Source organism: Escherichia whittamii, assembly GCF_014836715.1.
Classification (GTDB): Bacteria; Pseudomonadota; Gammaproteobacteria; order Enterobacterales; family Enterobacteriaceae; genus Escherichia; species Escherichia whittamii.
In genome coordinates this window covers 23,812-48,016 of sequence record NZ_JACSQI010000014.1, presented here as the reverse complement: position 1 = coordinate 48,016, position 24,205 = coordinate 23,812, and the positions used below count along the sequence as shown (strand labels likewise).

The window sequence follows — 24,205 nt, the reverse complement described above, 5'->3', positions numbered from 1 at the left end:
CTAATTTGCGCTTTGCAATCCATCAACGAGTAGTATAAATACGCTCAGTTACCTTCATTTAATTTATGGACACCACCGTTGAAACGTAGTCTGCTTTTTTCTGCCGTGCTGTGTGCGGCGTCATTGACCTCTGTCCACGCGGCGCAAGCTATCGCCGAACCTGAATTCGCCTCTGATATTGTTGATCGCTATGCCGACCATATTTTTTACGGCAGCGGTGCCACCGGGATGGCGCTGGTCGTTATCGACGGCAATCAGCGTGTCTTTCGCAGTTATGGCGAAACTCGCCCTGGTAATAACGTTCGCCCGCAGTTGGATTCGGTAGTACGTATTGCTTCGCTCACCAAGTTGATGACCAGTGAGATGCTGGTGAAATTGCTGGACCAGGGGACAGTGAAGTTAAACGATCCGCTGAGTAAATATGCTCCACCAGGCGCACGAGTACCGACTTACAATGGAAAGCCCATTACGCTGGTGAATCTGGCGACCCATACCAGCGCCCTGCCGCGTGAACAACCTGGCGGCGCGGCAAATCGTCCGGTGTTTGTCTGGCCAACGCGCGAGCAACGCTGGAAATACCTTTCAACGGCGAAGCTAAAAGCCGCGCCAGGCAGCCAGGCCGCGTACTCCAACCTTGCGTTTGACCTGCTGGCGGATGCGCTGGCGAATGCGTCCGGCAAGCCTTATACCCAGTTGTTTGAAGAGCAGATTACCCGTCCGCTGGGGATGAAAGACACTACCTACACACCATCACCGGACCAGTGCCGCCGTTTGATGGTTGCCGAGCGCGGCGCCAGTCCGTGTAACAATACGCTGGCGGCCATTGGCAGCGGCGGCGTTTATTCCACACCAGGCGATATGATGCGCTGGATGCAGCAATATTTGTCTTCTGATTTTTATCAGCGCAGTAACCAGGCGGATCGCATGCAGACGCTGATTTATCAGCGGGCGCAGTTTACGAAAGTGATTGGCATGGATGTGCCAGGCAGAGCGGATGCTCTCGGTTTAGGCTGGGTGTATATGGCACCGAAGGATGGACGTCCGGGTATTATTCAGAAGACAGGTGGTGGCGGTGGTTTCATTACCTATATGGCGATGATCCCACAAAAAAATATTGGTGCTTTTGTGGTCGTCACTCGCTCGCCGTTGACTCGGTTTAAAAATATGAGCGATGGTATCAATGATCTGGTAACTGAACTGAGCGGGAATAAACCGCTGGTCATCCCCGCGTCCTGATTAATACTCTGAAGGCAAACGGTTGATAGCGACCAGTTTGCCTTTATTCATTTCGATATAACCGCCCTTGCGTAAAGCCGCAAGAACTTCTGCCACGACGGAGCGTGATATGCGTGTACGTTGATGGATATAATTCATTACACCAATGCGTGAGCGCAATTCATCATTCCAGTCAATCATTGATAATAGCGTCGCACGGATTTGCTCGTAGGAATTATGCCCAATAAGCTGCACATCGCGTAATTCCAGAATTCTATTTTGCCAGGCTAACCAGTAAAAAGCGTCTCGCCAGAGTTGATTTTGTTCAATAAGTGTAATGGTTTGTTTAGCTGGCAGATGATATCCCGTACAATTTCCTTCTGATATTAATTTGTATGGTATATCGTTTTTCATTAAACCATCAGCCAGTCCCATAATAAAAGGTGCCTGGGTAATGCCGATAAGTACGTTTTCCTCTCTACGCAGAGAGATAATGCCTTCTAAAATAACGAAAGTATCTTCGCTGTTGACATCACTTGAAAATATAACTTGCTTTTCATTATTAAACTCGAAGCGCGTGCCGTATCTGGACAAACATTTATCGAGCTTACCAAATTCCTGAAGAGGTTTAACTACAGATAACATTTGCGCGTCCTTTGCAGTAATGCCCGTCAAATCCTTGACGGGCATTATTTAGATTAAATTACCAGTATTTCTTCAGAGTGAAGAATATTACCAGGTATATTTAACACCCACGTTCGCGGACCAATCTTGATCTACGTCACCACCACCGAGATAGCTAGCATCGGTATAAGCGCTGAAGTTCTTGGTGAAGCTGAACTGAGTACCCAGACCAACACGTACTGCAGACCCTTCAGTACCGTTATCGATGGAATCGCCGTTCACATCGTTATCGTTGTTAGAGTCGTCGTAGACGTAAGCCAGTTTGAAGTACGGAGTCAGAGCCTGATCTTCGCTGTAAGTGAAGGTATAACCTGCATCTACACCCAGTTCATAACGCATGCTGTCGTAAGACTGACCGTCAACTTTCATGTCGTTGCTCAACTGGTAGTCATCACCAGACTGGAACAGACCAGAAATGCTGCCGTAAGGAGTTACGTAACCAGCATCACCCAGTTTGAAGTCGTAACCGGCTTTCAAACCGAAGCCCCACGCGTCAGAGTTGGTGCTACCGTCAACGTAAGTACCGTTGCTCATGGTTGCAGACAGATCGTTGTTGAAGTGAGAGTAGCTCAAGCTACCATCAACAAAGATGTTGTTTGCGAAGCGAGCAGAAGAGTAGATGTAAGCAGACTGACTGTCTTGATCCACCTGACCAGAACGGTCATTCATGTCGCCTTTACCGAAGCCTGCAGCAGCACCGACGATCCACTTAGCGTTGTTACCATCAATTTTGGTATCAACACCGACCATGATGCCGTTAACATCCTGATCGTAGTCAATGGTACCGTTGTTGCCGTTGAAGTTACCACCGAAGTAGCTTACCCATGCGCCGCCGTTATCAGCCAGGCCATGACGAGAGTTGGTCAAACGAGTACCAACGGTGTCTTGTTCCAGGTTCCAGATATTGGTGTTTGCAGACGGGATGCTCAACGCCATGTTAGCGTAGTCAGTCAGCTCGGTCTGATGCAGAACAACAGTGTTACCTTCCTGACGAGCTTCGTAGGTGTAAGCACCCAGGTCAGCTTTGTTAGCAGCAGAGAAGGTAGCGTCGGTGTTGATGTCGTTTACGTAGATAATTTCTTTATCTTTGTAATCAGCGATTGCGCCAGCGCCAGTTGCGTTGTCGATACGAACTTTGTAGTTACCGGTTGCCGCAACAACGTTGTCTACAGAGCTGTTATCCAGTTCGTCGCCGTTGTTCATGTCGCCGTTACCATTGATAGTCAGATGACCATCAGAGTTCATAGCAACAATACCGTAGCCGTAGTTAGCCTGAGCAGTGTCCCAGGTACGATCGTTCACCAGGTCAGCGTTCATAACGTAATCGCTGCTATGGATATCGAACACACCAGATACTACGTTACCGTTATGGTCAGCGATGTTGCCGCTAGTCAGTTCCAGTTTATCGGTACGGAAAGCTTCAGTATCGAACTGATCAACGTTCACATCCAGCACACCACCGTTAGTTACGGTGATAGTATTGGCGTACAGGTTAGAATAGTTATTCCAGCCAGTAGATTCAGTTAAATTAACAGTACTATAGCTATCAACTGTCAGGTGGTCAGTAGCAACTTCACCATCTTCACCAATGTTCAGTGAAGAGCCATTAGTTAAGCCAATAGTATCAGAAAGTAAGGAAGAATTCGTAACATTGACTTCAGAGCCATTATTCACAGCTAAAGTATCAATGTTTGAAGCGTTAACGGTATTCCATTCAGAACCATTATTCAGAGTGACGTTAAACACACCGCTCTGGAATACTTGATCATCAATCGTACGACCCCAAGCATTTGCTTCTGTTACAACGCCTGGATATAGGCTATTACCTGTAACATCATACCAGTCAGTCGAAGCAGTAGAGTCAACGTCGACATTCGCTGATGTAGTCGCTGAACCTACCCACTTGGAACCATTATCCAGAGTGATATTCAGTTCATCAACATTAAGTGAGTCGTCAGCCCAGCCACCATTGGTGTCCAGTACGCCATCGGCATTACTGTCATGACCATGCGGATAGAAGTTTGCGTTGAAAGTACTTGCGAAAACAACATCACCCAGCAGAGTAGAATTGCTGAAATAAACATTGTTTTTCATGGAGTAATTTGAAGCCGCACTATCACTGAAATACAGAGCTACATCATTAGCTCCGCCGTTACCAGAGTAATCACTAGGTTCCGCAGAGTTACCATAGAAACCACTGTCTTCCAGAGTAGTTACAGAACCTGAAGTCACTGTGGAATCGGTAACTGAGATATTGTTATCCCAAGTATGAGATTCAGTAGTGTAAGTATTGTTTACGGTATTACCCTGAGTCAGGCTGATACCAGCAACACGGGAGTTGTTAGAAATATTGATGTTACTTTCGACATCAAGATTCACTGCCAGCCCAAGACCAACACCACCGTTTGCAAACAAACGGGCGTATTCTTCACCTTCACCAGCTGGGGTACGGAAGGTTTCGTTAGTATATTTGGTAACATCACCGTCCAGATATGAATCAGTGAAGTATAAACCTTCGTAATCATCATCAATTGTAGAATTAGCAATATTTAAAGTGAATACATCACCATCATGCCAATTATCATCAATTACGCGATCAGTACCGTATTCAGAGAACTGATATACATAATGACCATCACTGCTTTCACCCATAGGCAGCATAGAAGTGATTGAACCATGAATCAGGGAGTTGCTGATGTTCAACTGGTTTGTTGTTCCATCAGTAAAGTCATGGTTCAGGTAATATGTAGAGATAGTGCCGTTAACGGTGTCACCATTAAAGGTGGTATCGAAATCGCCATTGGTGTTGTTATAGTAGACAAAGCCACTATAATTCACGTAGTTACCATCTACAGTACCCGGATTATCCATATTGCTCCAATCCAGAGCAGTAGTTGGATTGTCGTAATATGTCCAGGTGTCATAAGTAGTTGCATTAGCCTGAGAGGTGATAGCCAGAGTGCAAGCCAATGCTAATTGTGATACTACAAGTTTCTTTTTCCAGGAGTGCATTTGTCATCCCTCCTCAGGGACGTAATAAGTTGATCCATCAATTATCAATGCATAGAAAACATATTATGTTTCGCGTTTACGATTATGCGGCGTTACAGATGAATGGTTCAATTATTCTTTCCCCTAAGTCCGAATGTGGACATATAGAAAAAACATCCACACACGCAAAGAATAAATTGACAAAAACACAGTATTTCAACACGTTAATGAAAGCATTAATTTTGAAACATAGCCTATGAAAATATCAAACCAACAAATCAGATAAATAATGTATCAATAAACAATGAACTTTAATTCATTCAATTTTTGACAGCCAAACCAAATCAGCAAAAACAATAACCGAGAACTATAAATAAAAATTAAAAATATTTTCAGTGAATATGAAATTATTGCTATTTCTATTAAAAAGATGTCCTGGCTTCTCTTTCATTCTCTTCTTGTCAACATCGCGACAACTTTCGTAAAACACTCCCGCCCAGCATCAGGTATACTGTGCGCCTCAATTCCACAAACATCAGGCAGACCATGACAGACTTAATCCAACGCCCTCGTCGCCTGCGCAAATCTCCTGCGCTGCGCGCAATGTTTGAAGAGACAACACTTAGCCTTAACGACCTGGTGTTGCCGATCTTTGTTGAAGAAGAAATTGACGACTACAAAGCCGTTGAAGCCATGCCCGGCGTGATGCGCATTCCAGAGAAACATCTGGCACGCGAAATTGAACGCATCGCCAATGCAGGTATTCGTTCGGTGATGACTTTCGGCATCTCTCACCATACCGATGAAACCGGCAGCGATGCCTGGCGGGAAGATGGCCTGGTGGCGCGTATGTCGCGCATCTGCAAGCAGACTGTGCCAGAAATGATCGTTATGTCAGACACCTGCTTCTGTGAATACACGTCTCACGGTCACTGCGGCGTGTTGTGCGAGCATGGCGTCGACAACGACGCAACCCTCGAAAATTTAGGCAAACAAGCGGTGGTTGCCGCTGCCGCCGGTGCAGACTTCATCGCCCCTTCCGCTGCAATGGACGGTCAGGTGCAGGCAATTCGCCAGGCGCTGGATGCCGCAGGCTTTAAAGATACGGCGATCATGTCGTATTCAACCAAATTCGCCTCCTCCTTTTATGGTCCGTTCCGTGAAGCTGCCGGAAGTGCATTAAAAGGCGACCGCAAAAGCTATCAGATGAACCCAATGAACCGTCGCGAGGCGATTCGTGAGTCACTGCTGGATGAAGCCCAGGGCGCAGACTGCCTGATGGTTAAACCAGCCGGAGCGTACCTCGACATCGTGCGAGAGCTGCGTGAACGTACTGAATTGCCGATTGGCGCGTATCAGGTGAGTGGCGAGTATGCGATGATTAAATTCGCCGCGCTGGCAGGTGCTATAGATGAAGAGAAAGTGGTGCTCGAAAGCTTAGGTTCAATTAAGCGTGCGGGTGCGGATCTGATCTTCAGCTACTTTGCGCTGGACCTGGCCGAGAAGAAGATTCTGCGTTAATGATCATTATGCCGGGTAATCCCTACCCGGCATTTCCCCCTTATCCCGCCCGATAAAACGGTTTATCCCCGAGGATCGTCGCGCGATGCATAATCCGCCGCTGTGGCAAATAATCTGCATTCGCATAGTGCTGAGTCACACGGTTATCCCAAATCGCAATATCATTTGGCTGCCAGCGCCAGCGCACCTGAAACTCCGGCTTGGTGATATGGGCGAATAAAAAGCCTAACAAGGCTTCGCTCTCTTTCTCGCTAACATCGACAATTCGCGTGGTAAATCCTTCATTAACAAACAGTGCCTGTTTGCCGCTCACCGGATGCGTACGCACCACCGGATGTAGCAACGGTGGATTTTTCGCGGCTGCCTCACGCCAGCGTTGATGTTCCTCTTCGGTTTTGCGGTACTTGTATTCCGGGAACGATTTGCGGAAATCATGCTCCGCGCGCAGCCCGCTCAAAAGCTGACGGAAAGGAACAGAAAGCGCCTCATATGCCGCGATACCACTGGTCCAGAGCGTATCGCCGCCGGTCGAGGGTAACTCTTTCGCCGCCAGAATCGCCCCTGCGGGCGGCGTCTCAATAAATGTCACATCGGTGTGCCAGTTGTCGTTATCCGGCGGATTATCGTTATGGGTGTCCAGTACAATGATCTCGTCAACCCCTTCGGCATGAGGATAAACAGGATGAATATGCAGTTCGCCAAAACGCTGGGCCAGCGCACGTTGCTGCTGTGGCGTAATCGCCTGTTCACGCAGAAAAACCACCTGATGGCGAAGCACCGCATGGTAAAGCTGTTCAAACTGATTATCGCTTAACGCGCGCGTCAGGTCGGCACCCGAAATTTGTGCGCCAATATACGCCCCCAGCGGGGTAATGCTCAGACGTTCACTCATTGTACTTCTCCATGCCAGGGCGTCAGGCGGCGTTGTAACGCACGCAGACCCAGTTCTAAAAGAAAAGCGATAATCGCAATCACCGCGATCCCCGCCAGCACCACGTCAGTCGCGAGAAACTCCCCCGCTGACTGAACCATAAAACCTAAGCCTCGCGTCGCGGCAATCAGCTCCGCCGCCACCAGCGTAGACCAGCCTACCCCCAGACCAATGCGTAATCCGGTGAGGATTTCCGGCAGTGCGCCAGGCAGAATGACAAACCACAGCACCTGCGCACGGCTGGCCCCCAGCGACTGCGCTGCACGAACGCGAACCTGCTGCGCGCTTTTCACCCCCGCCAACGCCGACATCGCCACCGGTGCAAAAATCGCTAAATAGATCAGTAAGATCTTCGACGTTTCGCCAATACCAAACCAGATCACCATCAGCGGCAAATAGGCCAGCGGCGGCACGGGACGATAAAGCTCGATTATCGGATCCAGAATGCCGCGCACCGTTGGGCTAAGTCCCATCGCGATCCCGACAGGAATACCGATCAACACCGCCGCAAGTAACGCCAGCATAATACGTGTCAGGCTGGCAGCCAGATGCTGCCACAGCGTGGCGTCCATAAATCCTTGCGGTCCGGCAATGGTGAGCAGTTTTTCCAGTACCTGTTGCGGCGGTGGCAAAAACAGCGGGCTAATCAGTTGCAGCGCCGCCACCGTCCACCATACGGTGAGTAAAACCGCTAACGTGCCAACGCTTAAGGTCACTTGCCGCGAGAGCGGCCAGCGCCATTTCAACCGCCGCGAATACAGTTTCTCGTTAATGAGCACACTCATGAGAACGCCTCCCGTTGCTCAAATACGCGGCTTAAAACATATTCGCGCATGGCAATAAACTGTGGATCGGACTTGATGCTGCGACTCGATTCTCCCGCAACAAAGCGGTGAGCGAAGTCGAGCGGCAGACGCTCCAGCACACGCCCCGGCCCAGGCGAAAGCAGAACCAGTTCGGTCGCCATAAACACCGCTTCCTCTATATCGTGAGTAATCAACAATACCTGCTTGCCAGTCTCCTGCCAGAGTTTCAGCAACAAGGTTTGCATCTGATCGCGGGTAAAGGCGTCCAGCGCGCCAAACGGCTCATCGAGTAATAACAGTTGAGGATTTGCCGCCAGCGCGCGGGCAATCCCCACCCGCTGACGTTGGCCACCAGAAAGCTGCCAGATGAAGCGTTTTTCTGCGCCTTCCAGACCGACTTTTTTCAGCATCTGGCGAGCGATTTCCAGACGCTGCATTTTCTCCATCCCCGCCAGTTGCAGACCGAACGTCACGTTGTCCTGCACATTGCGCCACGGTAGCAATCCTTCATTCTGAAAAACCACGCCACGTTCTGCCCCCGGTCCCTGAATGCGTTTGCCCGCCAGTTGAATGCTGCCGTGCTGGTAAGGCACAAAACCGGCAATCAAATTCAGCAAGGAGGTTTTACCGCAGCCTGACGGTCCCAGCACTACCAGCAGCTCGCTGCTTTCCAGCGTCAGGTTGATATCTTCCAGCACCGGTTTGCCGCCATAATCGGCGTAAAGATGAGAGATTTGCAGCATCCACTTCTCCTTTTATTGCACGAAGCGAGAGGTAACGTACTGGCTGTAATCATTCGCCACGGCGGGGACTTTGCCCTGATCTTTCAAAAACTGGGCGGTATCGATGATCGCTTTGTTCACTGGTCCGGTCAGTTCTGCTGTTTGCTGCTGCGGCGTCAGATAGGTGTTTCCCTTCACCAGCCCCGGTACGTCACCTTCCGGTACACCGCTTAAACGCGCCAGTTTGCTGATGTTTTCCGGCTGTTTCAGCCACGCATCAGGGTTAGCAATGTACGGTTGCTGGGCAGCGATGGCGCTTTTAGCGAATGCTTTCACTACCTCAGGATGTTTCTCGGCAAAATCTTTACGTACTACCCAGACATCCAGCGTCGGCGCGCCCCACTGCCCGACCTGTTCAGAATCAATCAACACCTTGCCATCTTTTGCCAGTGCGTTAACCGCCGGTGCCCAGACGTAAGCACCATCAATATCTCCCCGTTGCCAGGCGGCGATAATCGCGGGCGGTTGCAGGTTCACAATCTCCACTTGTCCAGGTTTAATACCCCAGTGTTTCAGCGCAGCCAGCAGGCTGTAGTGCGTGGTGGAGATAAACGGCACGGCAATACGTTTACCAATCAAGTCATCCGGTTTACTGATGGCTTTTTTCACCACCAACGCCTCGGAGTTGCCCAGTTTTGACGCCAGCAAAAAGACTTCAATTGGCACCTGTTGGCTGGCTGCCACCGCTAAAGGGCTGGAGCCAAGATTTCCAATTTGCACATCACCCGAAGCCAATGCCCGAACGATACTGGCCCCGCTGTCAAACTTACGCCAGTCCACCGTCGCCCCGCTCTCTTTGGCAAAGGTGTTATCAGCCTGAGCCACCTTCGCTGGTTCGGCGGAGGTTTGATACGCAACGGTGACGTTCACCGCCTGCGCCTGAAAAGCGATGAATGCCAGTGCGGCAAGAAGTGTGTTACGCGATGAAATTGCCATGATTGTCTGCTCCCCTGTCTTGTTATAGGTGCAGTATTCGCGGACAAAGCCATTTGATAAAAGAATTAGTCGTTATGGCAAAGATGATTTCATTCTTAGCAAAAAAACAGCAAAGGAAAGATTAAATATGCAATTACCCCACTCTAACAACTCAGTAAATTACTGCACTTCACTTTATCAACGCATAAACAAGCAGATTATGAGGCTTATTATTTCATTAATAGCAATACATACAATGAAATTATTATATTCGAATTACATATATCACTGTATCATTCTCAATCAACCTCATAATATATTCACATAGCATATATATACAATGTTTGTGTTCAGAACATATTTTTTAAATGCAATTAATTGACAAACTAAATCACATTTAAATACAATATATAAAACAATATAACTATACAAACCAAACACACAAACACTTAACATATGAACTACATAAAAAATCACCCAGTCGTATTCCCGTGTCTGAAAGTCCCTTGCCTTTCAGTTATTAGCAATATTTAACACTTATAAAATTAGCATCTTACTGCGCCAGAGATTACGTCTCTGTGCGTATCGCTGCGCTTGTAGTATAATAATTAAAATGGAGTGTCATTAAGTGGATAAGGTTTTAGACTCAGCCATCCTTTCTTCGGAAAATAAAAGAAAGGGTATCCTTGCTATTGGCGCACATCCTGACGATATAGAATTAGGCTGTGGCGCATCGCTAGCTCGCCTTGCGCAAAAAGGAATTTATATTGCTGCTGTGGTGATGACTACCGGCAATTCTGGCGTAGATGGAATAATCGATCGCCACGAAGAATCACGCAACGCCCTAAAGATATTAGGGTGCCAACAAACTATTCATCTTAATTTTGCTGACACCCGCGCTCATTTACAGCTCAATGATATGATTTCTGCCCTGGAAAACATTATTAAAAATGAAATTCCCTCTGATATAGAAATCATTCGTGTATACACCATGCATGATGCCGACCGTCATCAGGATCATCTTGCCGTCTATCAGGCTTCAATGGTTGCCTGCCGTTCTATTCCACAAATTCTCGGCTATGAAACGCCAAGCACCTGGCTTTCATTTATGCCTCAGGTTTTTGAATCCGTGGAAGAAAAATATTTTTCTCTTAAACTGACTGCGTTAAAAAAACATCAAAGTCAGAGCCAGCGAGATTATATGCGCCCGGAGCGTCTGCGTGCTGTTGCACAATTTCGCGGACAACAGGTCAATAGCGATCTGGGTGAAGGCTTTGTTATTCATAAAATGATTCTTTGAGCAGATTAAATGAAAACCTGGATCTTTATATTTATGGCCGTAGCAATGTTGCTATGGTTTTTAAGTACGCTAAGACGCAAGCCCAGCCAAAAGAAAGGCTGTATTGACGCTATTATACCTGCTTATAACGAAGGCCCGTGTCTGGCGCAGTCACTGGATAATCTGCTGCGTAACCCTTATTTTTGCCGGGTAATTTGCGTTAACGACGGCTCCACGGACAATACCGAAGCGGTCATGGCAGAAGTCAAACGCAAATGGGGCGACCGCTTTATTGCCGTCACGCAAAAAAATACCGGTAAAGGTGGTGCGCTGATGAATGGCCTCAATTACGCCACCTGCGACCAGGTTTTTTTAAGTGATGCCGACACCTATGTTCCGCCCGATCAAGACGGAATGGGCTATATGCTGGCAGAAATTGAGCGCGGTGCTGATGCAGTAGGCGGCATTCCCTCTACTGCGTTGAAAGGCGCAGGCCTGTTACCGCATATCCGCGCGACCGTAAAGTTGCCGATGATTGTTATGAAGCGCACGCTACAGCAGCTCCTGGGCGGCGCACCGTTTATTATCAGCGGTGCCTGTGGGATGTTCCGTACAGATGTATTGCGTAAGTTCGGTTTCTCTGATCGGACTAAAGTCGAAGACCTTGATCTCACCTGGACATTGGTGGCGAACGGCTACCGTATTCGGCAGGCGAATCGCTGCATCGTATACCCACAGGAATGCAACAGCCCGCGTGAGGAGTGGCGTCGCTGGCGGCGCTGGATTGTGGGCTACGCAGTCTGTATGCGTCTGCATAAAAAGCTTTTATTTAGCCGCTTCGGTATATTCAGTATTTTCCCCATGCTGTTGGTCGTGCTCTATGGCGTTGGGATTTATCTGACCACCTGGTTTAATGAATTAATCACCACCGGGCCACATGGCGTAGTGTTGGCAATGTTTCCGCTTATCTGGGTCGGCGTAGTTTGTGTTATTGGTGCTTTTAGCGCCTGGTTTCATCGTTGCTGGTTGTTGGTGCCTTTAGCACCACTTTCCGTTGTGTATGTATTATTAGCTTATGCCATCTGGATTATTTATGGACTTATTGCCTTTGTTACTGGACGCGAACCTCAGCGTGACAAACCCACCCGTTATTCCGTACTGGTGGAAGCGCCAACCGCTTATTCCCAACCATCTGTCGCAGGAACTGAAAAGCTATCTGAAGCTTAATATTAAAGAGAAAAATATTCAGATTGCTGACCAGGTGATTATTGATGAAAGCGCCGGTGAAGTTGTTATCGGCGCCAATACCCGTATTTGTCACGGTGCGGTTATTCAAGGACCAGTCGTGATTGGCGCAAACTGCCTGATAGGTAATTATGCGTTTATTCGCCCCGGCACGGTAATCAGCAATGGCGTAAAAATTGGTTTTGCCACTGAAATCAAAAATGCGGTTATTGAAATGGAAGCGATGATTGGACCGCAATGTTTTATTGCCGATTCCGTTGTTGCAAGCCAGGCATATTTGGGCGCACAAGTGCGTACCAGTAACCATCGACTGGATGAACAGCCAGTATCTGTTCGCACCCCAGAGGGTATTATCGCTACCGGCTGCGATAAATTAGGTTGTTATATTGGTCAGCGTTCACGTCTTGGCGTGCAGGTAATTATTTTACCTGGGCGAATTATTTCACCGAACACGCAACTTGGCCCGCGCGTGATTGTAGAACGTAATTTACCTACCGGAAATTATTCACTCCGGCAAGAGCTTATCCGTACAGGAGATTAAAATGATAAAACGGACGTTATTAGCGGCGGCAATCTTTAGCGCATTGCCCGCTTATGCCGGGTTGACTTCTATTACCGCAGGCTACGATTTTACCGATTATTCTGGCGACCATGGCAACCGTAATTTAGCGTATGCTGAACTGGTGGCGAAAGTTGAAAACGCAACGCTGCTTTTTAATCTTTCCCAGGGGCGCCGTGATTATGAGACTGAACGATTCAATGCCACTCGTGGTCAGGGCGCTGTCTGGTACAAATGGAATAACTGGCTGACAACCCGCACGGGGATTGCCTTTGCCGATAATACTCCGGTTTTTGCTCGCCAGGATTTTCGTCAGGATATTAACCTGGCCCTGCTGCCAAAAACGCTGTTCACGACCGGTTATCGCTACACCAAATATTACGATGATGTTGAAGTCGATGCCTGGCAAGGCGGCGTATCGCTCTACACTGGCCCGGTGATCACCAGCTATCGCTATACCCATTATGACTCCAGCGATGCGGGCGGCAGTTACAGCAATATGATTTCCGTACGTCTGAATGACCCACGCGGCGGCGGTTATACTCAACTTTGGCTTAGTCGTGGGACGGGAGCTTACACCTACGACTGGTCGCCAGAGACGCGTCACGGCAGCATGAAGAGCGTCAGTTTACAACGTATCCAGCCTTTGACAGAGCAGCTTAATCTGGGACTGACTGTCGGTAAAGTATGGTACGACACGCCAACCGATGATTATAACGGCCTGCAATTCGCTGCTAATCTGACCTGGAAATTCTGATTCTTTCCGCCGCCTGCTATCCGGGCGGCAATCCCATGTGATTAGCGCCCCAAACACTCTTCTTCCCTCTTCGTTTCCTCCAGATATCCCCCCACATTCATCGGATAAATTTTATTCTCCAGTGTTATATACTATAGGGGGGTATGCATTGACACATAGCATACCCCCCTATAGTATATTGCGTGCAGATGATGAGGTGCGAAATGCCCAGTACTCCGGAAGAGAAGAAAAAGGTCCTTACTCGAGTTCGTCGTATTCGGGGGCAGATTGATGCTCTGGAACGGTCGCTGGAGGGGGATGCCGAATGCCGTGCCATACTCCAACAGATAGCCGCCGTTCGGGGCGCGGCTAACGGGCTGATGGCAGAAGTTCTTGAAAGCCATATCCGGGAAACGTTTGACCGAAATGACTGCTACAGCCGCGAAGTCAGCCAATCCGTTGACGACACTATTGAACTGGTTCGAGCCTATCTTAAATAGCTGAATCTATTACCATATTGAGGAAAAGCGAGATATGAAATCACGTGCTGCCGTTGCATTTGCTCCTGGTAAACCACTGGAAATCGTTGAAATTGACGTTGCACCACCGAAAAAAGGTGAAGTGCTGATTAAAGTCACCCATACCGGCGTTTGCCATACCGACGCATTTACCCTCTCCGGCGATGACCCGGAAGGTGTATTCCCGGTGGTTCTCGGTCACGAAGGGGCTGGCATTGTGGTTGAAGTTGGTGAAGGCGTAACCAGCGTGAAACCTGGTGACCATGTGATCCCGCTTTACACCGCAGAGTGCGGCGAGTGTGAGTTCTGTCGCTCTGGCAAAACCAACCTCTGTGTCGCGGTTCGCGAAACTCAGGGCAAAGGGCTGATGCCAGATGGTACCACCCGTTTTTCTTACAACGGGCAGCCCCTTTATCACTACATGGGCTGTTCTACATTCAGTGAATACACCGTGGTCGCGGAAGTGTCTCTGGCAAAAATTAATCCAGAAGCAAACCATGAACACGTCTGCCTGCTGGGCTGTGGCGTAACCACTGGCATCGGCGCGGTGCATAACACCGCTAAAGTCCAGCCAGGTGATTCTGTTGCTGTGTTTGGTCTTGGCGCAATTGGTCTGGCGGTGGTTCAGGGCGCTCGTCAGGCGCAAGCAGGACGAATTATCGCTATCGATACCAATCCGAAGAAATTCGATCTGGCGCGTCGCTTCGGTGCCACCGACTGCATTAATCCGAATGACCACGACAAACCGATTAAAGATGTCCTGCTGGATATCAACAAATGGGGTATCGACCATACCTTTGAGTGCATCGGTAACGTCAACGTGATGCGTGCGGCGCTGGAAAGTGCGCACCGCGGCTGGGGGCAATCGGTGATCATTGGGGTGGCTGGCGCCGGTCAGGAAATCTCAACGCGTCCCTTCCAGCTGGTCACCGGACGTGTATGGAAAGGTTCTGCGTTTGGTGGCGTGAAAGGTCGTTCCCAGTTACCGGGTATGGTTGAAGATGCGATGAAAGGTGATATCGACCTGGAACCGTTTGTGACGCATACCATGACCCTTGATGAAATTAATGACGCCTTTGATCTGATGCATGAAGGCAAATCCATTCGAACTGTAATTCGTTACTAATTTCCCGCTGGTTTTACCCCGGGCAGCCGTCCGGGGAATTAACCATGAGATAATAGCTGATGTAACTCATTGAAAAAAAATGCCAGCTTTGGCGGCTGGCAAAATGTGTATCGGCATTACTCCCAATCACTTAATTGTGAAATGAATGTCGGCGTCTATCTCCCACCAAAAGCCGCGAGTGAAAAATTGCCGGTGCTGTACTGGCTTTCGGGCCTGACCTGCAACGAGCAGAATTTCATTACCAAATCGGGGATGCGGCGCAAACACCTTATCCGTCCTACATTTCGCCCATAAACCGTAGGCATGATAAGACGCGCAAAGCGTCGCATCAGGCATCAGTGCACTATGTTTACCACATCAAATCATCAGGCACTTTGAAGTCGGCATACGGATCGTCTTCATCCTGCTCTTCGGCGCTGAGTGCACTATGCAACACAATACAGCTGGCATCACGCTGGGCAATTTTATCAGCAACGCTTGCCGGAATAATGGCGTACTCACCTTCACCGTTGTTATCGACCAGCAAGCGGGCAATCGCCAGGCGGCCATTAATCAACTGCGTTTGCGTGAGTTTATCGACAAAGATTTTCTTAATCAGATTACCGTCAGTGAAGTTAAAACCGATATCGCCATTAGCAATAGTGATACGGTTCATTTCAATGAGCTGCTTCACCTGAGCTTTATATTCTTTCGCTAACGCCGCTTGTTTTTGTTGCTCGCTAAGTTGTTTATCGCGCTCAAGCTGTGCCTTTTTATTTTCTTCTACCGCCGCCCGAGCTTCACGTGCCTGAACGCGCGATTTTTTCGCCGTTCTCTCGACCTTCGCCGCTTTTTTGCTGGTGACTAATCCTGCTTTGAGCAACTGCTCTTGTAAGGTAAGTTTTGCCATCTTTGTTTCCAAACCCGCTGAATAATTTTTAGCGAGTATACCTGTAAACGCCGTAGGTGTATTGGGGGCAAGTCCCTTTCCCCCCTGCTTAATAAGGCGCGTCAGGCATCGGTGCACGGCTGCATTCGGGATTTCCGACTCATCAAAACAAACACCGCTAACCCAGCAACAAGAATACCCGGCGCAGAAGCGGCCATTACGCCAACCGTGCCAGTGCCTAATGCCAGCATTTTCCCGGCCAGCAACGGACCGCTCATGGCACCAAGACGCCCTACCGCCACGGCTGTTCCCACACCTGTTGCGCGGATCTGCGAGCTGTAAAACAACGGTGCCAGTGCATACAAAACGCTTTGCCCGCCTGTTGCAAACAACCCCGCGACGAATCCCGCCAGCAACATACCGTTAAATGACGACACCGTTCCCAGCGCCAGCAGCGAAGCTAACATGCCGCTATAAATCAGTAACGACATGGCCATTGGTCGCAGCTTATCCATCAACGCGCCCAAAATTAACGTTCCGCTTGCCGCCCCCATTTGCAGTGCAAACATCACCCCTGCCGCCTGCGATGGCTGGAATCCTTGCTCCACCAAAAGCATCGGCAGCCAGTTGATCAACATGTAGACCACCAGCAGAGTGAAGAAATAACACAACCACAGCAGCAGCGTCGCGGTGGCCGTGGCTGGCGCAAATAACGCACGCAGCGGTGGCGCGGCCTGTTTTTCACCAGCGAAAACCGCCGACTCCGGCAGCCAACGCATTAACAGCGGTACTAAAATCAACGGCACCACACCGCCTACCCAGAACACCGTTTGCCAGGCTAAGTTTGCCCCTGCAAAACCCAGCGTTGCCGCCAGCGCCGCGCCAATGGGAACTCCGCAATACATCAGGCTCACTGCCGTCCCGCGAAAACGTGGCCCCGCCGCTTCAGACGTCAGGGCGATAAGATTCGGCAACGCGGCCCCCAGCCCGACACCGGTCATCAGCCGCGCAAATACCAGCGATGGGAAATCCCAGGCAATAGCCGTTGCCAGCGAGAACAAACCAAACAGCGCAACTGAGCTAATCAAAATACGCTTACGACCATAACGGTCCGCCAGCATTCCGCCAACCAGCGCGCCGGGTAGCAACCCGAGGATTCCAGCGCTGAATATCCAGCCCATTTGCATTTTATCGAGTGCGAAAGCCTGGGCGATACCACCCGCTGCAATGCCAGCCGCCTGAAGATCCAGTCCTTCCATCAGAGCGACCAAAAAACAAAGCCCGATGGTCAGCATCAGGCGAGATGAAGATGATGAAGGGGTACGAGTCGACATAAGATGAACCTCGTTGCGAGTACAGGTGAATCGCGGCTGATACATTGCCAACCGCGTAATCAGAACCATTTAACGACTGCCTACAGGCGAAATGTAGGCCGGATAAGGCGTTTATGCCGCATCCGACACCTGAGCACCTTTGCCTGATGCGACGCTGACGCGTCTTATCATGCCTACGGCCTGCGGGCGAAAGTAGGTCGGATAAGGCGTTCACGCCGCATCCGGCAGTCGCGCGCTGATGCCTGATGCGACGCTGACGCGTCTTATCAGGCCTACGATGGGCAGGCATTTGTCAGCAGTCAGAATTATTTGTTGTTACGCAGATCCAGCGCCACGTCGACAATCATATCCTCCTGGCCACCAACCATCCGGCGTTTGCCCAACTCAACGAGAATATCCACCGCGCTTAAGCCATAACGCGCCGCCGCCGTTTCACAGTGACGCAGGAAGCTGGAGTAAACGCCAGCGTATCCCAACGCCAGCGTTTCGCGATCGACCCGTACCGGACGATCCTGCAACGGACGCACCAGGTCGTCAGCGGCATCCATTAACGCATAGAGATCGGTCCCGTGCTGCCAGCCCAGTTTATCCGCGGCAGCAATAAACACCTCCAGCGGCGCGTTACCTGCGCCCGCGCCCATTCCCGCGAGGCTGGCGTCGATTCGGTCACAGCCCTCTTCCACCGCCGCGATAGAGTTCGCCACGCCAAGACTCAAATTATGGTGAGCATGCATGCCGGTTTGCGTTTCCGGTTTCAGCACTACTTTCAGGGCGCGGAAACGGTCACGGATATCGCTCATGTTCATCGCACCACCAGAATCCACCACATAAATACAGGTCGCGCCGTAGCCTTCCATCAGCTTTGCCTGCTTCGCGAGATTTTCCGGCGTGGTCATGTGACTCATCATCAAAAAGCCAACGGTGTCCATTCCGAGCTCGCGGGCGTACTGAATATGCTGGGCGGAAACATCAGCTTCGGTACAGTGCGTTGCCACACGAACCACCCGCGCGCCAGCCTGATAAGCATTTTTCAGATCGTGAATAGTGCCGATTCCTGGCAGCAGCAACGTCGCGATTTTGGCGTGCTTCACCACATCCGCCGCCGCTTCAATCCATTCAAGGTCGCTATGTGCGCCGAAACCATAGTTAAAGCTGGAACCCTGCAAACCGTCGCCATGGGCCACTTCAATCGAATCCACGCGCGCATTGTCCAGTGCTTTGGCAATCTGGCGGACGTTTTCCAGCGAATACTGATGACGAATGGCATGCATACCGTCACGCAACGTGACGTCCGAAATATAAAGTTTTTTACCGTTCATGCCGCTTCTCCTGCCTTGCGCGCCAGTGACTGGGCCATTTTTTCCGCTGTCGCCAGCGCACTGGAAGTCATAATGTCGAGGTTGCCCGCATAGGCAGGCAGATAATGCGCTGCGCCTTCGACTTCCAGCCAGACCGCCGTTTTCAGTCCGGAGAACTGACCCACGCCCGGTAAATTAACCGGTTTATCCTGCGGGATGACTTCAAACTGCACGCGCTGTTTCAGGCGATAACCTGGTACGTAAGCCTGCACCGCCTCAGCCATTTCATTGATCGAAGCTTCGATATCATCTTGTGAAGCTTCGTCGCTCAGTACATACACCGTGTCGCGCATCATCAACGGTGGCTCTGCTGGGTTAAGCACGATAATCGCCTTCCCTTTTGTCGCACCGCCCACCACTTCAATGGCTCGCGAAGTGGTTTCAGTAAATTCATCGATATTGGCACGCGTGCCGGGTCCGGCAGATTTACTGGCAATAGAAGCGATAATTTCAGCGTAATGAACACGTGCCACGCGTGAAACTGCCGCCACCATCGGAATGGTGGCCTGGCCACCGCAGGTGACCATGTTAACGTTCAGTTGTTCGACATTCGCATCGAGGTTAACCACCGGCACGCAGTAAGGGCCGATGGCAGCAGGCGTCAGGTCAATTAAGCGAATATCTGGTTTCGCTTCACGCAGAGCGGCATCGTTTTTCACATGCGCGCCCGCGCTGGTGGCATCAAATACAATGTCGATATCAGCAAATTCAGGCATGTTCATCAGTCCGATTACCCCTTCATGGGTGGTGGCGACGCCCATGCGTCTGGCACGCGCCAGCCCGTCGGACTGTGGATCAATGCCGACCATCACCGCCATCTCCAGATGCTGACCATGACGCAAAACTTTAATCATCAGATCGGTGCCAATATTGCCAGAACCGATAATGGCAACTTTACGCTTACTCATGACTGACTTCCTTTTGGGGCTGCGCTTGAAAATGTCGCGGCAACTGAACCTATGCCTTCGATATGGGCTTCAAAACGATCGCCCGCATTTACTGCCACCATCGGACCTAATGCCCCGGTAAGAATGATATCTCCGGCGCGTAGCGGTTCACCCAGGCTAGCCATTTTGCGTGCCAGCCAGACGGCGGCGTTAAGCGGATGCCCCAGGCATTCGCTGCCGCGCCCGCTGGAAACTTCTTCGTTATTACGCGTCATCTTCATGGCGCAGTTTTTCAGGTCTACCCCCGCCGGACGTTGCGCCGGACCGCCGATGACATACACCCCGCAGGAGGCGTTATCTGCCACCGTATCGACAAACTGAATCGACCAGTCACGAATACGGCTGCCCACCACTTCCAGCGCCGGAAGTACCCACTCAATGGCGTTATACAGTTCGTTAAACGTGGTATCGGTCGCGGGCAAATCGCGGTTTAAAACCAGTGCGATCTCCGCTTCAATGCGGGGTTGCAGGACGCGCGAAAAAGGAATGGTTTCATTATCGCCATAACACATGTCGGCAAATAACGTCCCAAAATCCGGTTGATCAACGCCCAGTTGTTGTTGCACTTTCGGATGCGTCAGTCCCACTTTGCGCCCCACCACTCGCCGCCCCTGCGCGACGTCATGTCGCACATTGATGCGCTGAATCGCGTAGGCGGCTTTAGCGTTTTCGATACCAATCAGATCGCGCAGAGGCGCAATCGCTTCGCCCAGCTCTGCGGCGCGGCGTAAATCCGCCGCCAGTTGCTCAAGAGTCTGCTTCGTCATGACCGCTCCTTAAGGACGTGTGAGGAAATTCAGCACCAGTTGGTTGAAAGCATCTGCATGTTCCCACTGCGCCCAGTGACCACAGTCGCGGAAGATATGCAGTTCAGAACCGGCGATGCCAGAAAGCAGACGTAGACCCGCATCCATCGGCACAAAGCGGTCGTTGCGTCCCCAGACAATCAGAGTCTGTGCTTTGATTTCCGCCAGACGTGGACCAAAATCCGGGAACTGTTTCGGATTGGCTTCCAGGCTCTTAACGAAGTTTTCCAGGTGATCGCGGCGCGACAGCATATTATTCAGGCGCGCTTCAAACAGGGCGTCGGTCAAATCGCTGGTATCGAAAACGAAGATATCCATCATCAGCTTCAGATTTTCGATAGTAGGCTGGCGGTAGAGCTGATTTAGTCGCTTAATGCCTTCGGTTGGCATCGGCGTAAACAAACTCATGCCCCCCGTACCGCCGCCCATCAGCACCAGTTTGCCAACACGCTCCGGCCAGTTAAGGGTGAACGCCACAGAACTGTGGCCGCCCATCGAGTTGCCCAGTAGGTGGATTTTGGCGATATCCAGTTGATCCACCACGCTTTTAAGGATGCGCGCATTAAGATCCGATCGTGAACCACTGTTAACGATCGAATCGCTCTTACCCCAGCCCGGACAATCCAGCAGGATCACCCGATAGCCCGCCTCTACCAGCGGATCGATATTGCGGCTGAAGTTCGCCCAGCCCGTGGCTCCCGGGCCGGAACCGTGCAGCAGGACAACGGTTTCGTCGCCTTGCCCGCAGTCATTAAAATGGATGCGCAGCGTTTTACCCGCTTCTTCTACATTCAGAAAACGGCTGGTGGCGGCTTCGGTTTGTGGCTGATAACTCATCATCTTCTCCTGCATATTCAGTTCTCTGTTCTGGCGCTTAACGAGCCAAATCCGGCAATCCACTCCGGGATTGGGCGGTAATAACGCCCTTCGCTACGCCAGTTGCCAAACGCAGAAATAGCGGCAAAAGCGGCGACCCAGGTTTTGATTTCATGTGTCGACTTTCCGGCAATGGCGGAAAGCTCTTCGTTACTGACGGCATCCAGCTCCTGAATGCGCCCCTGCTCCAGCAAAGTCATGAACTGGTTATCCCAAATCGGGTTTAGCGGATGCAGAGTTCTCTGATCCTCAACAAACTTCTCCGCGGCGCTAATCACCCGTTGCTGGCGCATTTCGCGCTCATTGGCGGGCAAATCTTTCCCGCTACCCAACAGACGATCGCGCATATGGGCATCGGCTTTTGCCAGTTCTGGCACCGGCGGCTGATGGGAAAGCCCACCGGAACCAACGAACAGCACGCGCTTATTCAGTGTACTGGTGAAACGGCCAATGGCTTCCCCCAACATGCGGGTACGCTGGAAACCAGGCAGCGGCGTGGCGACGCCGTTGATGAACACGGGCAGAACCGGCACCTTATCCAGTCCGCCAAGCAGGAACTCCAGCGGCTGGGCGAACCCGTGATCCACCTGCATACAGTAAGAAACGGCAAGATCGATCCCGCTTTTCATGACGGCATGCGCACAAGCCTCCGCCAGCTCCACAGGCACGGGAAGTTCTCCTGCCGCACTGCCGAAATCACCAATTGCCGTCGCCCCAACGCCTAAACAGAACGGCGGCATCACGTCATAGAAAAAACCGTTGTAGTGATCTGGCGCAAACAGCACCACCAGCTCAGGGGAGAAAGCCGCAATACGCTCGCGGGCGCTGGCAATCACACCATTGACCTCATCGAGTACCTCTTGCGCCGGGTCGACATACCCCACCAGCGGCGAGTGGGAAAGACAGTGAAGATAAGCGTGCATATCAGGCTACCTTTTCGACAGAAACGTCGGCATCAGGGCGGGTCAGCGTCATCACCGACGCCAGTTTATTCAGCGTATTGCCCAGGGTTTGCGGAATGGCAGTGGCGGCAACAAAGCGATCCGGGCGCATCACCACCAGCGAAGCATTATGTTGTGCAAACCAGCTACGCAGGCGACCTTGCGCATCTCCCACGCGTAGCACGCCGTCGTGGTTATCCTGCGCAGTATGAATTTGCACTTCCGGCACCATCTGAATGAAACGAGTACCCAGCGCGCGCCACTGCTGGATTTGCTCATCGCTCATCCCCCACAGTGGATTGCATCCCCAGCCAATTACCGCGAAGTTCGCGCCGATCGCGTTATCGAGCAGCGTCACGTCGCCGTTTTCCAGCGTGACTTTCGGCTGAATAAACATCTTGCCGACCGGAGAGTGCTTCGCCTCGCCCTCACGCACCAGCGCACCGGCGTAATATTGCGGCATCGGCTTGAAGCGCATTTCGAGGAAGTAGCGTTTTACTGGCGGCAGATAATTGAGCAGCCAGGAAACGCCATCACGTAACGTACCCTGCCAGCGTTTCGGCGGAGCCAGCACGTTGCCCGCCGTCACCGACAGGTCAATCATCGCTTTGGCGTGATCGCGACGTTCTTGTTGATAGGTATCGAGCAGCGCATCGCGGGCTTTCCCCTGAATAACCAACGCCAGTTTCCAGGCGAGATTAAAGGCGTCGCGCATACCGCTGTTATAGCCCTGCCCCTGCCACACCGGCATGATGTGCGCGGCATCACCCGCCAGCAGTACGCGGTCAATACGAAAACGTTGCGCCAGTCGCGCGTTGTGGGTGTAGACACGCTGGCGAATCAATTCGACGTTGTCCGGATTAGGCAGCACTTTGCTTAACAGCTTGCGCATGTTTTGCGGCTCACGCAGCTGCTCCTCGGTTTCTCCCGGCATCACCATAAATTCGAAGCGACGTACCGCATGAGGCAGCGCGGCGGAAACATACGGACGCACCGGATCGCAACACAAATAGATATGCGGCGTGCTTAACGGATCGTTGGCGATATCCACCACAATCCACTGATTTGGCGCGGTTTTACCTTCAAACGGCACGTTCAGGGTGCGACGAACAAAACTTGCCCCACCGTCACAGGCCACCAGCCATTGGGCTTTGACAGTTTCCCGCTGCCCTTCTGCCGTTTTCAGGTGCAAGGTCACTTCGTCATCTTGCTGGCTGAAGGCCTCCAGCTCGCGGGAAAACAGGCAGCGTACATTCGGAAAACGCGACAACCCTTCCAGCATCACCGCATCGACCTGCGGCTGAATAAAGGCGTTGCGGCGCGGCCAGCCAAATTCATCGGTCATTGGCTGAATGTCAGCAAAACAGCGGCCTTTTGGGGTGAGAAAACGCATCGCGTGCCACGGCGTGGTGTGCGGTAAAACATGATCAACGAGGCCGACCGACTGCATGGTGCGCAGCGCCTCGTCATCAATGCCAATCGCACGCGGGTAGTCGATCAACTTATCGAGTTTCTCCACCACCAGCACCTCAATGCCCATCTGGCCGAGATAGTTCGCCATCATCAGCCCGACCGGACCGGCGCCAGCGATCGCCACCTGAACGCTATGGTTAACAGCAGGCTGAATATCAGGGGGTTGTGTTGCCATTTCAGTACCTCACGACTCGGACAAAATGCCGTTGCGCGCACAGTAAGTCGCAACCCATTTTGTTAAAAACATGTAAATGATTTTTTATTGTGTGGTCAGTATAGGAAGGGCGTTTTCGG

Annotated in this window: 22 protein-coding genes and 2 pseudogenes; 9 read left to right on the top strand and 15 right to left on the bottom strand. The window is 51.1% G+C overall.

The features are described 5' to 3' along the window. Positions 1-78: 78 nt before the first annotated feature. Entirely contained in the window at positions 79-1,236 is a 1,158-nt protein-coding gene (ampH, locus tag H9644_RS18235) for a D-alanyl-D-alanine-carboxypeptidase/endopeptidase AmpH (protein WP_191775793.1), read from the top strand. Here the strand turns inward: ampH and iprA are convergent, their stop codons facing one another. Together iprA and H9644_RS18225 are read right to left on the bottom strand one after the other, a co-directional pair. Then, a complete protein-coding gene (gene iprA / locus H9644_RS18230; protein WP_064527067.1) occupies positions 1,237-1,860 on the bottom strand; it encodes a hydrogen peroxide resistance inhibitor IprA in 624 nt (207 codons plus the stop codon). It lies immediately after the preceding gene. Positions 1,861-1,947: 87 nt separating this feature from the next. Further along, positions 1,948-4,911 (bottom strand): autotransporter outer membrane beta-barrel domain-containing protein, encoded by a 2,964-nt coding sequence (locus H9644_RS18225; protein ID WP_191775791.1) that lies wholly within the window; start codon positions 4,909-4,911, stop codon positions 1,948-1,950. 525 nt (positions 4,912-5,436) lie between these two features. Between H9644_RS18225 and hemB the strand changes: the two genes are divergently transcribed. Then, a complete protein-coding gene (gene hemB, locus H9644_RS18220) occupies positions 5,437-6,411 on the top strand; it encodes a porphobilinogen synthase (protein WP_001295337.1) in 975 nt (324 codons plus the stop codon). 40 nt (positions 6,412-6,451) lie between these two features. On the opposite strand, the gene tauD is transcribed toward hemB, so the two are convergent. Genes tauD through tauA form a run of 4 tightly spaced genes read right to left on the bottom strand, consistent with a single transcriptional unit; the run spans position 6,452 to position 9,866 of the window. Beyond that, positions 6,452-7,303 (bottom strand): taurine dioxygenase, encoded by an 852-nt coding sequence (gene tauD / locus H9644_RS18215; protein ID WP_191775789.1) that lies wholly within the window; start codon positions 7,301-7,303, stop codon positions 6,452-6,454. Next, entirely contained in the window at positions 7,300-8,127 is an 828-nt protein-coding gene (tauC, locus tag H9644_RS18210) for a taurine ABC transporter permease TauC (RefSeq protein ID WP_191775787.1), read from the bottom strand. The genes tauD and tauC overlap by 4 nt, the downstream gene beginning before the upstream one ends. Then, positions 8,124-8,891 (bottom strand): taurine ABC transporter ATP-binding subunit, encoded by a 768-nt coding sequence (gene tauB / locus H9644_RS18205; RefSeq protein WP_064527059.1) that lies wholly within the window; start codon positions 8,889-8,891, stop codon positions 8,124-8,126. Before tauB ends, tauC begins: the two co-directional genes overlap by 4 nt. A gap of 12 nt (positions 8,892-8,903) precedes the next feature. Then, entirely contained in the window at positions 8,904-9,866 is a 963-nt protein-coding gene (gene tauA / locus H9644_RS18200; protein ID WP_191775784.1) for a taurine ABC transporter substrate-binding protein, read from the bottom strand. A gap of 607 nt (positions 9,867-10,473) precedes the next feature. Here tauA and H9644_RS22085 point away from each other — a divergent pair. Then, positions 10,474-10,884 (top strand): annotated as a pseudogene (locus H9644_RS22085) (PIG-L deacetylase family protein); the annotation flags it as partial. A 126-nt stretch (positions 10,885-11,010) separates the two neighbouring features. Here the strand turns inward: H9644_RS22085 and H9644_RS22080 are convergent. Beyond that, positions 11,011-11,130: a hypothetical protein gene (locus H9644_RS22080; RefSeq protein WP_449757719.1), complete on the bottom strand. Its 120-nt coding sequence runs from the start codon at positions 11,128-11,130 to the stop codon at positions 11,011-11,013. A 24-nt stretch (positions 11,131-11,154) separates the two neighbouring features. Between H9644_RS22080 and H9644_RS18190 the strand changes: the two genes are divergently transcribed. The 6 genes and pseudogenes from H9644_RS18190 to H9644_RS18165 form a co-directional block, all read left to right on the top strand. Next, on the top strand, positions 11,155-12,351 hold the full coding sequence (locus H9644_RS18190) for a glycosyltransferase (protein ID WP_191775780.1): 1,197 nt from the start codon (positions 11,155-11,157) through the stop codon (positions 12,349-12,351). After that, positions 12,317-12,910: an LbetaH domain-containing protein gene (locus H9644_RS18185; RefSeq protein ID WP_225221455.1), complete on the top strand. Its 594-nt coding sequence runs from the start codon at positions 12,317-12,319 to the stop codon at positions 12,908-12,910. Before H9644_RS18190 ends, H9644_RS18185 begins: the two co-directional genes overlap by 35 nt. Position 12,911: 1 nt before the next feature. Then, positions 12,912-13,685, top strand: a complete 774-nt coding sequence (locus tag H9644_RS18180; protein WP_191775778.1) for a YaiO family outer membrane beta-barrel protein — start codon at positions 12,912-12,914, stop codon at positions 13,683-13,685. Positions 13,686-13,888: 203 nt separating this feature from the next. Continuing rightward, entirely contained in the window at positions 13,889-14,164 is a 276-nt protein-coding gene (gene frmR / locus H9644_RS18175; protein WP_001141271.1) for a formaldehyde-responsive transcriptional repressor FrmR, read from the top strand. Between the two features lie 34 nt (positions 14,165-14,198). Beyond that, the gene (gene frmA / locus H9644_RS18170) at positions 14,199-15,308 is read left to right on the top strand and encodes an S-(hydroxymethyl)glutathione dehydrogenase (RefSeq protein WP_064527049.1); all 1,110 of its coding nucleotides are present in this window, start codon (positions 14,199-14,201) and stop codon (positions 15,306-15,308) included. A 69-nt stretch (positions 15,309-15,377) separates the two neighbouring features. Then, positions 15,378-15,569 (top strand): annotated as a pseudogene (locus tag H9644_RS18165) (alpha/beta hydrolase-fold protein); the annotation flags it as partial. 88 nt (positions 15,570-15,657) lie between these two features. Here the strand turns inward: H9644_RS18165 and H9644_RS18160 are convergent. The 8 genes from H9644_RS18160 to H9644_RS18125 all read right to left on the bottom strand — a co-directional run bounded on the left by H9644_RS18160 (position 15,658) and on the right by H9644_RS18125 (position 24,086). Beyond that, positions 15,658-16,197, bottom strand: a complete 540-nt coding sequence (locus tag H9644_RS18160; protein WP_064527047.1) for a DUF2058 domain-containing protein — start codon at positions 16,195-16,197, stop codon at positions 15,658-15,660. Between the two features lie 101 nt (positions 16,198-16,298). After that, positions 16,299-17,510: a 3-(3-hydroxy-phenyl)propionate transporter MhpT gene (gene mhpT, locus H9644_RS18155; RefSeq protein WP_064527044.1), complete on the bottom strand. Its 1,212-nt coding sequence runs from the start codon at positions 17,508-17,510 to the stop codon at positions 16,299-16,301. A 305-nt stretch (positions 17,511-17,815) separates the two neighbouring features. Further along, positions 17,816-18,829, bottom strand: coding sequence for a 4-hydroxy-2-oxovalerate aldolase (mhpE, locus tag H9644_RS18150; RefSeq protein WP_191775776.1), 1,014 nt, complete (start codon positions 18,827-18,829; stop codon positions 17,816-17,818). Further along, positions 18,826-19,776 (bottom strand): acetaldehyde dehydrogenase, encoded by a 951-nt coding sequence (gene mhpF, locus H9644_RS18145; protein ID WP_191775774.1) that lies wholly within the window; start codon positions 19,774-19,776, stop codon positions 18,826-18,828. The genes mhpE and mhpF overlap by 4 nt, the downstream gene beginning before the upstream one ends. Beyond that, positions 19,773-20,582 (bottom strand): 2-keto-4-pentenoate hydratase, encoded by an 810-nt coding sequence (gene mhpD, locus H9644_RS18140; RefSeq protein ID WP_191775772.1) that lies wholly within the window; start codon positions 20,580-20,582, stop codon positions 19,773-19,775. Before mhpD ends, mhpF begins: the two co-directional genes overlap by 4 nt. 9 nt (positions 20,583-20,591) lie before the next feature. After that, positions 20,592-21,458: a 2-hydroxy-6-oxonona-2,4-dienedioate hydrolase gene (gene mhpC / locus H9644_RS18135; protein ID WP_191775890.1), complete on the bottom strand. Its 867-nt coding sequence runs from the start codon at positions 21,456-21,458 to the stop codon at positions 20,592-20,594. Positions 21,459-21,475: 17 nt separating this feature from the next. Then, positions 21,476-22,420 carry a 2,3-dihydroxyphenylpropionate/2,3-dihydroxicinnamic acid 1,2-dioxygenase gene (gene mhpB / locus H9644_RS18130; protein WP_191775769.1) on the bottom strand — a complete coding sequence of 315 codons (945 nt, stop codon included), beginning with the start codon at positions 22,418-22,420 and terminating at the stop codon, positions 21,476-21,478. 1 nt (position 22,421) lies between these two features. Continuing rightward, positions 22,422-24,086 carry a bifunctional 3-(3-hydroxy-phenyl)propionate/3-hydroxycinnamic acid hydroxylase gene (locus tag H9644_RS18125; RefSeq protein ID WP_191775767.1) on the bottom strand — a complete coding sequence of 555 codons (1,665 nt, stop codon included), beginning with the start codon at positions 24,084-24,086 and terminating at the stop codon, positions 22,422-22,424. Between the last annotated feature and the right edge of the window lie 119 nt (positions 24,087-24,205).